The organism is Lactococcus sp. (assembly GCF_036648155.1).
GTDB classification, from domain to species: Bacteria; Bacillota; Bacilli; order Lactobacillales; family Streptococcaceae; genus Lactococcus; species Lactococcus cremoris.
Genome location: NZ_JAVXIY010000007.1, coordinates 98541 through 112357 on the forward strand (window position 1 = coordinate 98541; position 13817 = coordinate 112357).

The 13817-nt window shown below is 34.5% G+C and carries 15 protein-coding genes and 1 pseudogene; 12 read left to right on the forward strand and 4 right to left on the reverse strand.

Annotated features, from left to right (window positions below; genetic code table 11):
• Window positions 1-115: 115 nt before the first annotated feature.
• The 3 genes from RSC39_RS08305 to dinB all read left to right on the forward strand — a co-directional run bounded on the left by RSC39_RS08305 (window position 116) and on the right by dinB (window position 3346).
• On the forward strand, window positions 116-1609 hold the full coding sequence (locus RSC39_RS08305) for a basic amino acid/polyamine antiporter (protein WP_063281216.1): 1494 nt from the start codon (window positions 116-118) through the stop codon (window positions 1607-1609).
• A gap of 75 nt (window positions 1610-1684) precedes the next feature.
• A complete protein-coding gene (locus RSC39_RS08310) occupies window positions 1685-2176 on the forward strand; it encodes a YbaK/EbsC family protein (protein ID WP_332536438.1) in 492 nt (163 codons plus the stop codon).
• Between the two features lie 75 nt (window positions 2177-2251).
• Window positions 2252-3346 (forward strand): DNA polymerase IV, encoded by a 1095-nt coding sequence (gene dinB, locus RSC39_RS08315; protein ID WP_332536441.1) that lies wholly within the window; start codon window positions 2252-2254, stop codon window positions 3344-3346.
• On the opposite strand, the gene RSC39_RS08320 is transcribed toward dinB, so the two are convergent.
• Window positions 3297-3962 (reverse strand): A24 family peptidase, encoded by a 666-nt coding sequence (locus RSC39_RS08320; RefSeq protein WP_042747660.1) that lies wholly within the window; start codon window positions 3960-3962, stop codon window positions 3297-3299. The two genes, dinB and RSC39_RS08320, sit on opposite strands and share 50 nt — an antisense overlap.
• A 166-nt stretch (window positions 3963-4128) precedes the next feature.
• Here RSC39_RS08320 and RSC39_RS08325 point away from each other — a divergent pair, with 166 nt between their 5' ends.
• Entirely contained in the window at window positions 4129-4575 is a 447-nt protein-coding gene (locus RSC39_RS08325) for a Dps family protein (RefSeq protein WP_063281213.1), read from the forward strand.
• A gap of 115 nt (window positions 4576-4690) precedes the next feature.
• Here RSC39_RS08325 and RSC39_RS08330 read toward each other — a convergent pair whose 3' ends face one another.
• The 3 genes from RSC39_RS08330 to RSC39_RS08340 are packed head-to-tail and all read right to left on the reverse strand — an operon-like array spanning window position 4691 to window position 6307.
• Window positions 4691-5077 carry a rhodanese-like domain-containing protein gene (locus RSC39_RS08330; RefSeq protein WP_332536443.1) on the reverse strand — a complete coding sequence of 129 codons (387 nt, stop codon included), beginning with the start codon at window positions 5075-5077 and terminating at the stop codon, window positions 4691-4693.
• 2 nt (window positions 5078-5079) lie between these two features.
• Window positions 5080-6051 carry an ROK family glucokinase gene (locus RSC39_RS08335; protein WP_231722351.1) on the reverse strand — a complete coding sequence of 324 codons (972 nt, stop codon included), beginning with the start codon at window positions 6049-6051 and terminating at the stop codon, window positions 5080-5082.
• Between the two features lie 34 nt (window positions 6052-6085).
• Window positions 6086-6307 (reverse strand): YqgQ family protein, encoded by a 222-nt coding sequence (locus RSC39_RS08340; protein WP_011677095.1) that lies wholly within the window; start codon window positions 6305-6307, stop codon window positions 6086-6088.
• Window positions 6308-6498: 191 nt separating this feature from the next.
• Here RSC39_RS08340 and RSC39_RS08345 point away from each other — a divergent pair, with 191 nt between their 5' ends.
• From RSC39_RS08345 to RSC39_RS08380, 8 genes and pseudogenes are all read left to right on the forward strand, one after another.
• A complete protein-coding gene (locus RSC39_RS08345; RefSeq protein ID WP_332536448.1) occupies window positions 6499-7227 on the forward strand; it encodes a LytTR family DNA-binding domain-containing protein in 729 nt (242 codons plus the stop codon).
• A 298-nt stretch (window positions 7228-7525) separates the two neighbouring features.
• Window positions 7526-7855, forward strand: a complete 330-nt coding sequence (locus tag RSC39_RS08350) for a lactococcin 972 family bacteriocin (protein ID WP_332536450.1) — start codon at window positions 7526-7528, stop codon at window positions 7853-7855.
• A 5-nt stretch (window positions 7856-7860) separates the two neighbouring features.
• Window positions 7861-9840: a bacteriocin-associated integral membrane family protein gene (locus RSC39_RS08355; protein ID WP_332536452.1), complete on the forward strand. Its 1980-nt coding sequence runs from the start codon at window positions 7861-7863 to the stop codon at window positions 9838-9840.
• The gene (locus tag RSC39_RS08360; RefSeq protein ID WP_332536454.1) at window positions 9841-10467 is read left to right on the forward strand and encodes an ABC transporter ATP-binding protein; all 627 of its coding nucleotides are present in this window, start codon (window positions 9841-9843) and stop codon (window positions 10465-10467) included.
• 14 nt (window positions 10468-10481) lie between these two features.
• Window positions 10482-10886 carry a hypothetical protein gene (locus RSC39_RS08365; RefSeq protein WP_332536456.1) on the forward strand — a complete coding sequence of 135 codons (405 nt, stop codon included), beginning with the start codon at window positions 10482-10484 and terminating at the stop codon, window positions 10884-10886.
• A gap of 28 nt (window positions 10887-10914) precedes the next feature.
• A pseudogene (locus RSC39_RS08370) lies at window positions 10915-11387 on the forward strand (hypothetical protein).
• A gap of 176 nt (window positions 11388-11563) precedes the next feature.
• A complete protein-coding gene (typA, locus tag RSC39_RS08375; RefSeq protein WP_031286284.1) occupies window positions 11564-13396 on the forward strand; it encodes a translational GTPase TypA in 1833 nt (610 codons plus the stop codon).
• 100 nt (window positions 13397-13496) lie between these two features.
• Window positions 13497-13748, forward strand: coding sequence for a DUF3165 family protein (locus RSC39_RS08380; RefSeq protein WP_011677086.1), 252 nt, complete (start codon window positions 13497-13499; stop codon window positions 13746-13748).
• Window positions 13749-13817 lie beyond the last annotated feature (69 nt).

Sequence of the window (13817 nt, forward strand, 5' to 3'; positions counted from 1 at the left end):
TATAACTAAAGAATATAAAATAGTCTCTATATTCAAGAGACTGTTTTATATTTACAGTCAGATTATACGAATTTAATTATAGCGAATTTATAATTAAATAATAGAAAGTGAGTAAATGGAAAACAAGAAAACAAAAGGGATTAGCCTTTTTGCACTACTAGCGATTATCATCTCAGGAGCCATTGGTGGTGGAGTGTTCAACCTTGCCAATGACTTGGCAAGAGGCTCAACTCCTGGGGGAGTCGTGATTTCATGGCTTTTTATTGGTTTTGGAATATTAATGTTAGTTTTGAGTTTTAATCGGCTTATTACAATAAAACCTGATCTTTCTGGTGTATCAGATTATGCTCGAGCAGGTTTTGGGGACTTTGTAGGTTTTTTATCGGGCTGGGGTTACTGGATTTCAGCATGGACAGGAACAATTGGTTTTGCTGTTTTAATGATGACTTCTGCTGATTATTTCTTTCCTGGTAAATTTGCAAATTCAAACGGTTCACTAACTATTCTGTCAGTAATTATTGTGTCAATTATTTCATGGATATTGATGCTTCTAGTTGATCGAGGAGTAGAAACGGCTGCGGCTGTAAATGCAATTGTGATGATTGCCAAACTGATTCCATTGGTTGTTTTCTCAATTACAGGAATTATCTTATTTAAGGCCAATGTCTTTACTCAGCATTTTTGGCAAACCTTTACAACGAATTTTGCTGCTGATGGTTCAGTCAAAGATTTTGTTTGGCACGCAATGAATGCAAGTGGACTTTTAAGCCAAATTAAGGGCTCATTGATGGTAATGGTTTGGGTCTTTGTCGGGATTGAGGGTGCTGCGATGATGGGAAATCGCGCGAAGAAGAAATCAGATACAGCAAAAGCAACAGTTATTGGTTTAGCAGTTTTGCTTGTTATTTATGTACTTTTGTCACTCCTTCCTTATGGTTATATGGATCAAGCAAGTTTAGCAAATGTCAAAGCCCCTGGTCTTGTTTACATTCTTAATGAAATGGTCGGTGGCTGGGGTGGTAGCCTTATGGCAGTCGGTCTAATGATTTCATTATTAGGAGCATGGCTTTCATGGACAATGCTACCGGTTGAAGCTACACAACAGTTGGCAGAGCAAAAGCTATTGCCAAGTTGGTTTGGTAAACTCAATAAATACCATGCCCCAAGTAATTCATTGTTGATTACTCAGTTGATGATTCAAATCTTTATTATCATTACATATTTTGTTGCAAATGCTTATAATGTTTTTATTTATATGGCAACAGCCGTAATAATGATTTGCTATGCTTTAGTTGGTGCCTATCTTTTCAAAATTGGTCTTAAAGAAGCGTCAGTAAAAAATATACTGATTGGTTTCTTCACTTTTGCTTTTCAGGCTCTGGCACTCTACCTCTCAGGCTGGCAATATGTTTGGCTGGCTATGATTCTATATACAATTGGATTTCTTTTGTTCATTGGAGCAAAAAAAGAGAGTCATCAATCAATATCAGTCAAAGAATGGTTGGGGATGCTTGTTGTGACAGTACTTGGGGTATTAGCGATTGTGGTCTTGATTTGTGGGGCCAAGGCGGGAACAGCCTTTGACCTTCGAGGATTACTAGGATTTTAGGCATAATTTAATAATGAATCATCTTATAAAGATAATTTTACTGATGTTTTTCTAGGTGAATGGAGGAAATAATTGATGAGAACTTTTGCAGAAGTGGAAAAATTGTTAACTGAACTTTCGATTCCTTACAAAATTGTAGAACACCCAGCTAGTCATTCAACAGAAGAGTCGGATAACTACATTAAAGATTATGCAGGGTGTCGTTCAAAAACTTTGATTTTGGCCAATAAAAAATCAACTCAGTTTTATATGATTATCATGGATGACGCTAAACAAGTTGATATGAATCGTTTGAGTGAAATTCTTGAGGTGAAAAGACTCCACTTTGTATCAGAAGACCGATTGGAAGAAATGTTAGGTTTAAATTCAGGAATTGTTTCCCTTTTTGGTTTAGTCGGAACAAATTATGAAAATATGAATATTTATTTTGATCAACAAATGCTTGATGATTATCAGATTCAAACTTTTCATCCTAATGATAATACTAAGACAATTTTCTTTAAGATGGAGGCTTGTTTTACTATTCTGAAGTCACAAGGTTATGATTATCAAATTATTAATTTATAAATTAAAACTCTTGCTCGTCAAGAGTTTTTTTATTCGCCTATTGAGTCTAAAAACTAATTTTTGTATAATAACAATATGCTAACTTTTCCACTGATCAATGACACTTCACGAAAAATCATTCATATCGATATGGATGCCTTTTTTGCTTCCGTTGAAGTGCGTGATAATCCGAGTCTAAAGGGTAAACCAGTTGTGATTGCTAGGAATCCATTGCAGACTGGTGGACGGGGAGTTGTATCGACTTGTTCTTATGAAGCGCGTGCTTTTGGAATACACTCGGCAATGAGTGCAAAGGAAGCGTATGACCTTTGTCCACAAGCTATTTTTATTTCTGGAAACTATGAGAAATATACAAAAGTTAGTAAACAAGTTCGTGAAATTTTTAAACGCTACACGGATAATATTGAGGCAGCGTCAATTGATGAAGCCTATTTAGATGTAACCGAGAATAAAATAGGATCCCAATCAGCAATAAAAATAGCAAAATTAATTCAACATGATATCTTTGTTGAATTAGGTTTGACTTGTTCAGCAGGAGTTTCTTATAATAAATTTTTGGCAAAGATTGCTTCAGATTATGAAAAGCCGCATGGTTTGACATTAATTATGCCAGATGAAGCATTAGAGTTTTTGGCAAAGTTGCCTGTGGAAAAATTTCATGGAGTGGGGAAAGCAACTGTTCCTAAATTACATGCCTTAGGATTCTTTACTGGAGGAGATTTACAAAAAGCTGATCCGGTTGATTTGGCTGAAAGATTTGGTATTTATGGTTGGGAACTTTTCCAAAAGGCAAATGGAATTCATAACTCTAAGGTCAAAAATCATCGTGAACGAAAATCAGTAGGCAAAGAGCGAACCTACGGGAAATTACTATATCTTCCAGATGATCTCAAAGCTGAATTAATCAAAATATCTAAACAGGTTTCCAAATCCCTAAAAAGGCATCAACTCAAGGGAAACATCATTATTTTGAAATTGAGATATTCGGATTTTACAACACTAACGAAACGAAAATCAATGGTAGAGAATCTGGATAGTCCGGAGGACATTGCAGAAGCCGCACAACAGATATTTGAAGAAATTGATTATGATGAGAGCTTGGGAGTTAGGCTGCTAGGAGTTACCGTATCAGGATTTGGTGTCCAAAAAGCAACATTAGATATGCAATAGTTAGAAAAGGGATGAAGGCAATTTCGTCCCGTTTTTTTATCATTAAATAATAGATAATTCCAAGTAAACAAGCAATTTGAAGAAGTTTCATTTCATCAAAAAAACTTATAGAAAATGAGGCCGTAAAAAACCATAAAAAATCACCACTTCCAATTTTAAAATCGAAAATTTCAGTTAAGAGTGCAAGTACTAACCAGCTATAAAAAATCAAAGAAGAGGGAAATAAAATAATAAAGGAAAGAGCGAAAATAAGCCAAATAATAAAGGGGAAGCTATGATGCCGATAATCAAAAGCAGATAAAATAACTGACAGAATACTCATCAAAAATTGTGGAAGACTAAGATAATTAAGCCATGCCAAACAAAAGAGGAGACCAACAGAAAACTCAAGAATAAAATTCATCAATGGAATTTTACTCTTACAATAGCGACAAAGTGATGCAGAAGATAATTGAGAAAATAAGGGAATTAAGTCACGGAAGCTCAAAATGTGATTACAAGAGTCGCAATGTGAGCGTCCAAAAATAATTGATTCTCCTGCCGGAATACGATCAACCAATAGGCCAAAAAACGACCCGAAAATTGTTCCAATAATAAATAAAAATAATATCTCCATACTAATCTATACGAAAATGGATTTTGAATGTAACTAAAAAATTGGATTAAAGAGAAAATAAGTAAATTATTTGAGAAAAAACTCTCATTGGTTTATAATATATTTATACAAAAGTTAATATTAAGGTCTTTTATGACATTTAATATTTAAAAAATGGAGGTTAGTTATGTCAAATGAACACACACAAGAAGTTTTAAATCAAACGGTTGCCGATTTATCGAAAGCATCTGCTCTTGTTCATCAAATCCACTGGTATTTGCGTGGCCCTGGTTTTCTTTACCTACACCCAAAAATGGATGAATTAAAAGACCAATTGGACGAACATTTGGATGAATTTGCAGAACGTTTAATCACTATTGGTGGTTCTCCAGTTTCAACTTTGGTAGAATTTGATAAAAATTCTAAAATCGAGATGACACCTGCAGCTTGGGGTAAATCTAATTCAGAACGTGTCAAAGAATTGATTGTTGCTTATAAATATTTGACTCAACTCTTCAAAGACGGAATTAAAATTGCTGGGGATGATGGAGATGATGTGACAGTTGATTTATTCACAACTGCTCTTGGGGATATCGAAAAGACACTTTGGATGATTGAAGCTGAAGTGGGATAATAAAATTGTAAATGAAAAGCTCTGTCAGTACTGACAGAGCTTTATTTTACTTTAAAATTTACTGACAGGATTTTTAGCAATCTAAAAGGATAGAAAGATTCTATCCTTTTTATGATTAAATACCCGATTTCGTTTTTCCATTCCATGAATTTAATCCACCTTTAAGGATATAAATTTCAGGAATACCTGCTTTTTTAAGTTTTTTAGCAACTTTTGCTCCGCCAACAGGACGACCAGTTTCATAAATTAGCACTGGTTTATGTTTGCTCAAAGCATTTAAACTTTGATCAATCTGACCAGAAGGAAGATTACGCGCACCAAGAATATGGTTAACTCGGAATTGATTTTCTTCGCGAATATCAATTAATTGAGAAGTTGGTATCAACCGAGCAAATTCAGCTTCCTCAACAAGTTTTGCATTGCGACGAAGATTCCAGCGGGGATAGACAAACATTCCGATAATTACTAAGACAAGAATGATATCAATGATAATAATAATCAAAATTATTCTCCTTTAAATTTAAGAGCAAGACTTGCAGCGCCGATAATTCCGGCATCATTTCCAAGAACAGCAAGTTTAATTTTACTTGAGTTACGAACAGTTGAAAAGGCATATTTATTGAAATAAGCTTCAACTTTTTCACGCAAGAATTCACCAGCTGCTGATACACCACCACCGATAACGATTGAAGCAGGGTTTAAAGTAGAACCCAAATTTGCACAGGCAAATCCAAGATAATAAGCAAATTTATCAACAACAGATAAGCTGAAGTGGTCCCCTTCTTGAGCAGCAAAGAAAATGTCTTTAGAAGTTACTTCATCACCATTGTCAATAGCAGCCTTAATAGTAGAATCTCCTTCGTACTCTTCAGCAAATTTACGAGCTAAGCGAACGATTCCTGTAGCAGAAGTTACTGTTTCCAAACAACCGCGGTTTCCACAAGTACATTCAAAACCATCAGGGTCAACGCAAATGTGGCCGATTTCACCACCAGCTCCAGCAACACCATGAACTAGCTCTCCTGAGGCGATAATTCCACCACCAACACCAGTTCCAAGAGTGATGAATACTACATCAGGATTGTTTTCGCCAGCCCCAACCCAACGTTCACCAAGAGCAGCAACGTTAGCGTCATTGTCCAAGATGAAAGGTAGACCAACACCCTCAGAAATTGGTTTACCAACCTCTTGAGTATCTGCCCAGTTTAAGTTGAAAGCGGCTTTAACAGTACTTTCAGAAATATTTACTGACCCAGGAGTTCCCATTCCAATTCCGAGAAACTCTGATTTATCCAAATTGTAAAGGTTCAAACGGTGGTTGATTGATTGGATAATATCAGGAACGATATGTTTTCCATCTTCTAAAATATTTGTTGGGATAGACCATTTATCTTGAACTTCACCAGTGAGAGTTAAAATCCCAAATTTAATTGAAGTTCCGCCAAGGTCGATACCGATAATTTTACTTGCAGTCATTGTTTTTTTCTCCAATCTGACAATAAAAAAAGCATTATTTTTTATTAGTCGTAGATTTTTTCTTTTCAATTCTCTCTTCACGCGACAAAATCAAGCGAGCAGTCAAGTAATCGTGGTCGCTTTTCTGAAATATTCCTGATTCAAGCATCTTTCCTAATTCAATTTGCATAAAAGCAATCGCATCCAAACGATCTGGAAAAAGATTGATATATCCATATTTTTTCAGCATTTCTTGTACATCGTAGAGAGTTTTCATTACTACATTTTACCGTATTTGATAAAGGCTTTCAAGTGCAAGCTATATGTAAAATATAGAGAATAGCGCAGATTTTGCTTATAAAATGGTATAATACACTATAATTTGAAAACGTAACTAAAAAGATATTTAATGGTAATGATGTTTTTGGAATAAGATTATAGTTAAAATTTACTTGTTGAAGGTAAAAAATGAATAGAATTTTGATTGATGCGGACTTTTATGCAGGAAATCGCTTAGAGCGATTTGTTCTTGAAAATGAAAAAGAACTCGGGATAAAAGACAAGGTTGACGTAACAAGAGTATTCTATAATCATCAAGATGCCTATCAATATCTTCAAATTTACCTTGAAGAAGTTAAGACTTGTTTTATAAAAATTGCACAAAAAGAAGAGTTCGAAATACTGAAAAAAATGCAGAAGTTAGAAAGTAAGGCATTTTTTCTTATCTATACTGATAATCCTGACTTAAAAGATGAATTATTGAGCTTTACTACCCTACCATTATGGTCTCAGATGACTGTGTGTAGCGATTTTGATAGTGAAGTTAGGGAAATGATTGAAAAAGTTTTACTGTACTGTTTTACAAATGAATTAAATATTGTTGAAATGGCTGGCTATCCGATTTCTATGGATTCTCTTTTATATATTGAAGCGGACAAAACACATCGAAATTATCTTAGAGCCATCACAAAAGATAATGAGTGCCTAGTTCGTGGAACAATTTCAGACGCAAAAAAGAAAATGCCCAATCTCCTCTCACTTGGGCGTGGGTTACTCGTTGATTCAAAGAAAATTCGTCGAATTGAAGATGACGGCTTGACCCTGTGTTTTGTACAAAGTTTGAAAAAAGTCAAAGCACCAATGGTTTGCAAAAAAGAGTTAAAGGAACTCAAAAAACATTCAAAACGAATAAAATAATCACTCTTTTTTAGGGTGATTTTTATTTTTGCCTGATACAAACTCAATTTCATCACAGAAAACTCAATTTCGTCACAAAAATTATGAAATTGTGCAAAAAAAGATTGTAAGCAAAATTGAAAGGGATTACAATAGGGGTATAAAATTTAATATTGATTTAAGACTATTAAACAAATGAAATCAACTGAAAACTTATACATAGTCAAAGTGAGGAAAGGAGGTACTAAAAATTTTGTTGCAGTAGAATTTTTAAAAAGTTCTACGAAAGATTAGAAATTTTTAGAAAGGAAGTAGAAAAATGAAAACTAAAAAATTACTTGTTTCAACACTTATCCTTGCGACCCTTGGTGGAACTATTCTTCAAGTAAGTCCTGTATTCGCTGTTAATCGTTCAACTTACTCACAAGGTTCAACCAATGATAAGAAGTACGGTATGGGAGCTTATGCCGCTTATTGGAATAACTATGGAAATCATTGGGCAGAAGTAGCTTTTCAGGGCAAATATGGGGGAACCATAGTAGGAGGAGCTCATGCCAATCAACAGGCCTATGCATGGTTAAATACTCGTTGGGGACAAAGAGTGAATTTCTTTCATGGCAATGGTACAGTTCAAACCAAACACTGGTGATTGAAATGAAAAAAATAAAATATATTTTTTTGACTGTGACCGTTGCTCTAGTCACAGTTTTTTATATTATTAATATAAAAGAAAATGGGCAGCAAATTATCTCAGAAAGACTACCAACTTCTGTTCTTATCGCAAATAATGAGAACCAAAATCCAGAAACTGTTCCTAGTCCTCGTGAAGTTATCAAAGATGTGGATGATTATGCAAGAAAACATGATATCTTTATCATTATGGATGTCGTCATACCAAACGGTTCAGGAGATTTCAAGCCAACTTATATGACTTTTGGGAAAGGAAAACTTGCAAATAATATGAACCTACTTCCAAAAGAGAAAAGAGAGGAGTATGACCCAATTGGTATGTTTGGGACATACAATGTTTTTTCCGGAAAGAAAGAAGCTAAGGAGTTTAGTCAGTATTTAAGTCAAAAATTCCATGTAACAGCAGTTTATGTTCCGAATATGTCTCTTCTAGGGGAATATTACAACATCTATGGTAATCCACAGGCTGTAACGTTATTGATAAGTGTTTTTCTGGCTTTTGTCGGCTTAGCTATTTTTGTAAGAATCTCAGAGTTACGAAAATCAGGAATAGAACTTTTGTCTGGGAAGACATTGTTGAATACTGTGTTTTCAGATAGTATTCGTGATATGAAGTTTATCTCAATTTTGACGATGATTGCTATGATAGGGACTTCTAGTTACTTGCTCATAACTGGTCTAAGCAACTTGTCACTTCACATTTTTGCTTTATTTTCTATCTTCTTATCTTCTTTGATATTTGTGTTACTGTCATGCTTAGTAAGTGCAATAATCATGATTATCCTCTCTCGGAGTCAACTCAATTCACTTATCAAAGGAAAATTGCCGACAACAGCTTTGATGATTCTTGTGGTTTTGATGCAATTTGCTGTGAGCATTGTCCTTGTCACCAGCTTGTCAGGAATTCACTATAATCAAATCGAATTAAAAAAGCAGGAAGCCGACTTAGATAAATGGAAACAGGAAAAAGATTATTATACGTTTCCCTATGCCTCTATTAATCTGCAAGTAAGTAATCAAGAAGCAAAAGCTTGGTGGAACTTTTATAATATTGAGGTAACGAAAGAAGATGCGATATTCGTTAGACATAATTTGTTTGATGGACCAGAAGAAAGTAGCGACGAACAACTCATCGTCACACCAAGTTATCTGAAAGCACAACATATAAATGTTAAAGAAGACTTTTCTAATCTCAAACTTGGAGAATACGCTCTTTTGATACCAAAAAATCAAATGAAAAATCGTCAAAAATTGATTGCTCAGTACAATAAACTTTTGACGGAAACAACACAAAATGGCAAAAAAGAAACCAAGATGAAGGCGAAATACGTTGAAGAAGTACCAAGTGACGAAAATCGTTTTATTTACAATGTGGCTTATGAGAAAATGACAACGCAACAAGAAATATTTGACCCAATTATTATTGTGATAACACCGCAATCATCAGGAGAAGAAACGGGCATATCATGGGCAGGGGATAATGATTATTTCTTTGTGAAAGGTAAAGAACAAACGCTTAATACGCTGAAAAAGTTGGGACTATATGATAAGGTTCATTATTTAGTTAATGCCTATGGACAGTATGAGGCACAGACAAATCTTGTAGAAGAAAGTTTAAATATGGCAATCCTATCAGCCATTATAACAATTATTGTCATTAGCTTTTTCTATATTTTACTTCATCTGCTTTACTTTACTCATTTCAGGAGAACAATCGTAATAAAATTTATTTCTGGAATGCCCAACTTGAGAATTCATCGTCCTTTCATTTTTGTAGAGTTAGGGTTGCTTTTGATTTTATTACCAACACTGACAATAATCAGCAATGAGTTTTTATATTCTCTTTTTGTTGTAAGTACTTTGTGGTTTATTTCGCTCATTATCCTACTTGTTCAAATGAAAAATTTTGAAAATGGACAAATAGATAGTTTGAAGGGAGAATAAATGTTTGAATTAACTAATATTACTAAAGAATTTTTACATAGAAAGATTTTTGATAACTTTAAATTAACCTTTGAAGCTGGGAAAGTTTATGCCATTATCGGTCAATCAGGTTCTGGTAAAACAACCTTACTGAACATGATTGCTAAACTTGAGCCCTACGAGGGAAGTATTCGTTATGAAGGAAAAGAATTATCAAAAATCAAGAAACATTACTATTTTTTAAATGATTTGTCTTATCTTTTTCAAAATTTTGGATTGATTGAGAATGAAACGATTGATAATAATTTGGATTTGGGATTGCTTAATCAAAAGTTATCCAAGAAAACTAAACAAGAAAAAAAGCTTGAAACTTTGGCACAAGTTAATGTGGCCTATTTAAAACTCAATCAAAAAATTTATGAATTATCAGGTGGTGAGGCGCAACGTGTGGCACTTGCTAAAGCGATTTTGAAAGATTCACCGGTTATTTTGGCAGATGAGCCAACAGCAGCACTAGATTCTGAGAATAGTGAAGAAGTGATGAAACTGCTTTTGAGTATGAAAAATGAAAAGCGGATTATCATCATTGCAACACACAACCCAGTCATTTGGGAAATGGCAGATGAAGTTGTTGAATTATCTAGATGAGGGAAATGGTAAGTATGAAAAAATACATTGTTTTTACATTTATTATCAGTTTACTTAGTCTGTCTCTTCCGTTTTTTCCAGCTACAAATAATAGCTTTGAAAGTATTAATCTTTTGGGTTTTCAATATGCTATAAAATATAACGTTGAATTATATTTTATCATCATAATTGTGCTACTGTTCAATTATTTCACGATGGCCAGTCAATATGTGAAATATAAAAGGGTAATTCCGGTTTTAATCACAATTACTGTCCTTTGTGCCTATGGTGCCCTTTTGTTAAATCAAATTTTGATTGGGGGATTTCAAAGAGGAGTGATAGTGTTAGAAACTTATCATTTCGGTTATTTTATCAGTTTCTCCTTGTTTTTAGTTTTTAATATTTTGGTTTATGTGGATGCCTACAAAAAGAAAAAATAGATAATTATAAAATCAAAGGAGAGTAAAAATGAGGATAAATAAGATAAAAATCTGGCAAATGCTAGTTATGTTCATCATCTGGATAGGAGTGATGTTTCTTCCAGCAACAGTAAATCAGAATAAATTGAATACGAACTTTGATTATAAAAAAAGTAGAGAAAATTTCTTTTATTTTCTTTTTCATCAGTTCCCTCTTTATAGTTTTATTTTGGGTTTATTGTTACTTATCTCATTTTTTCTCATTTATTATCAAAAAACAAAGTTTAGTGTCTATTTTTCTTTTGCTAGTCTAATTTTTTACATCAGTTTTTTAATTATAGCTTTTCCATTTATGATTATTTTTAATCATAGTTTATCTGGGGATACTTTTGGGTTCAACTTTCTATCTTTCTAACTTTTTATGGAGCTGGATATATTATTGCTGTCTTACTGGGTTTATTTGCTTTTCTTTTATTATTCCTCTATGCTTTAAAAATGAGGAATTTCCAAAAAGAAGGGTAATTCTTAGCGATTTTATTAATTATAAAAAAATAAAGAACTCCTTAGAAAATTTTCTTTGGAGTTTTCATTTTTCAACTAAAAAAATCTTTGCTAGGCTTGTAAACGTGTGCATTTACAGCTTTTAAAAAAGTGTGCTATAATGGGTTAGATATATACGAAAGTAAGGTATGATAAAATTGACTAAATTACGCGAAGATATTAGAAACGTCGCTATTATTGCCCACGTTGACCATGGTAAAACTACATTGGTTGACGAACTCTTAAAACAATCTCAAACGTTGGATGCTCGTAAAGAATTGGCTGAACGTGCGATGGACTCAAATGCACTTGAGCAAGAACGTGGGATTACTATCCTTGCCAAAAATACAGCAGTTGAATATAACGGAACTCGTATCAACATCTTGGACACACCAGGTCACGCGGACTTCGGTGGAGAAGTTGAACGTATTATGAAAATGGTTGATGGGGTTGTCCTCGTTGTCGATGCTTACGAAGGAACGATGCCTCAAACACGTTTTGTTTTGAAAAAAGCTTTGGAACAAAACTTGACGCCTATCGTTGTTGTTAATAAGATTGACAAACCATCTGCTCGTCCAGCTGAAGTTGTTGATGAAGTTCTTGAACTTTTCATCGAACTTGGTGCTGATGACGAACAATTGGATTTCCCAGTTGTTTATGCTTCAGCAATCAACGGTTCTTCATCAATGTCTGATAATCCAGCTGATCAAGAACACACAATGGCAAATATTTTTGATACAATCATCGACCATATCCCTGGTCCAGTTGATAACTCCGATGAACCTTTGCAATTCCAAGTTTCACTTTTGGACTACAATGACTATGTTGGACGTATCGGTATCGGTCGTGTTTTCCGTGGAACAATCAAAGTTGGAGACAGCGTTACTTTGTCTAAACTTGATGGAACAACTAAAAACTTCCGCGTCACTAAACTTTTTGGTTTCTTCGGTCTTGACCGTCAAGAAATCCAAGAAGCAAAAGCTGGTGATTTGATTGCTTTATCTGGTATGGAAGATATCTTCGTTGGTGAAACTGTTACACCTTCAGACCATGTAGAACCATTGCCAATCTTGCACATTGACGAACCTACTTTGCAAATGACTTTCCTTGCTAATAACTCTCCTTTCGCTGGTCGCGAAGGAAAATGGGTAACATCACGTAAAGTTGAAGAACGTTTGGTTTCTGAATTGCAAACTGACGTTTCACTTCGTGTTGAAAACACTGAATCTCCTGATAAATGGGTTGTTTCTGGTCGTGGTGAATTGCATTTGTCAATCCTTATTGAAACAATGCGTCGTGAAGGATATGAACTTCAAGTTTCACGTCCTGAAGTTATCATCAAAGAAGTTGATGGTGTAGCTTGCGAACCATTTGAACGTGTTCAAATCGATACTCCTGAAGAATACCAAGGTTCAATCATCCAAGCGCTCTCTGAACGTAAAGGGGACATGCTTGATATGCAAGTTACTGGTAATGGTCAAGCACGTTTGATTTTCCTTGTTCCTGCACGTGGTTTGATTGGATTCACAACAGAATTCATGTCAATGACTCGTGGATACGGAATCATGAACCATACTTTCGACCAATATCTTCCAGCTGTTAAGGGAGAAATCGGTGGACGTCACCGTGGTTCTTTGATTTCTATGGACTCTGGTCAAGTAACGCCTTATGCTATGGGTTATGTTCAAGAACGTGGACAACTTTTTGTTGACGCTGGTACTGAAGTTTATGGTGGGATGATTGTTGGTGAACACAGCCGTGATAACGATTTGACTGTAAACATTACTAAAATGAAACAACAAACAAACGTCCGTTCTTCAAATAAAGACTCTACATCTGTTTTGAACACTCCAAAAATCCTTTCACTTGAAGAATCTTTGGAATTCCTCGGTGATGATGATTACTTGGAAGTAACTCCTGAATCAATCCGCTTGCGTAAACAAATCTTGGACAAAGCAATGCGTGAAAAATCAACTAAGAAGAAAAAATAAAGATTTATAAAAAGTACTGAAATTAATTTTTTCGATTATAAAAAAACAAGTGATTTGAGCATTTTTGCTTGAGGACTTGTCTAGTTTGGAAAGGAGAAAGATGTTTTATATTATCCTGTTGATTTTAGGAGCCTTTGCGTATATCTTTATGATGCCCAAAGACGTTCGGCGGAGTATGGACATTTTCTTCTTTGCTGGCGTGGGTGTCTTGATAGTTGCTTTTGCAGTAGCTCAAGCAGCTAGCCATCAAGCATTTCTTTTAGAAGTTTTGGGAATAGTAGTCATGATTGTTGTGACGGTTAGAGCTTGGATGGAACTTGAAAAACTGGACACTCGTCGAAAGAAAAAATAAGTTGTTGATGAAATAAAAATCAATCAGCGAATAAAACTGTCAAAGTTTGGCAGTTTTATTTTGATTTTA

Excerpts from the sequence above, each read along its gene's own strand:
- RSC39_RS08380 (WP_011677086.1), top strand. The coding sequence starts at position 13,497 with ATGTTTTATATTATCCTGTTGATTTTAGGAGCCTTTGCGTATATCTTT.
- RSC39_RS08335 (WP_231722351.1), bottom strand. The coding sequence starts at position 6,051 with ATGACTGCAAGTAAAATTATCGGTATCGACCTTGGCGGAACTTCAATT.
- RSC39_RS08320 (WP_042747660.1), bottom strand. The coding sequence starts at position 3,962 with ATGGAGATATTATTTTTATTTATTATTGGAACAATTTTCGGGTCGTTT.
- RSC39_RS08360 (WP_332536454.1), top strand. The coding sequence starts at position 9,841 with ATGTTTGAATTAACTAATATTACTAAAGAATTTTTACATAGAAAGATT.
- dinB (WP_332536441.1), top strand. The coding sequence starts at position 2,252 with ATGCTAACTTTTCCACTGATCAATGACACTTCACGAAAAATCATTCAT.
- RSC39_RS08350 (WP_332536450.1), top strand. The coding sequence starts at position 7,526 with ATGAAAACTAAAAAATTACTTGTTTCAACACTTATCCTTGCGACCCTT.
- RSC39_RS08355 (WP_332536452.1), top strand. The coding sequence starts at position 7,861 with ATGAAAAAAATAAAATATATTTTTTTGACTGTGACCGTTGCTCTAGTC.
- RSC39_RS08340 (WP_011677095.1), bottom strand. The coding sequence starts at position 6,307 with ATGAAAACTCTCTACGATGTACAAGAAATGCTGAAAAAATATGGATAT.
- RSC39_RS08325 (WP_063281213.1), top strand. The coding sequence starts at position 4,129 with ATGTCAAATGAACACACACAAGAAGTTTTAAATCAAACGGTTGCCGAT.
- RSC39_RS08310 (WP_332536438.1), top strand. The coding sequence starts at position 1,685 with ATGAGAACTTTTGCAGAAGTGGAAAAATTGTTAACTGAACTTTCGATT.
- RSC39_RS08305 (WP_063281216.1), top strand. The coding sequence starts at position 116 with ATGGAAAACAAGAAAACAAAAGGGATTAGCCTTTTTGCACTACTAGCG.
- RSC39_RS08365 (WP_332536456.1), top strand. The coding sequence starts at position 10,482 with ATGAAAAAATACATTGTTTTTACATTTATTATCAGTTTACTTAGTCTG.
- RSC39_RS08345 (WP_332536448.1), top strand. The coding sequence starts at position 6,499 with ATGAATAGAATTTTGATTGATGCGGACTTTTATGCAGGAAATCGCTTA.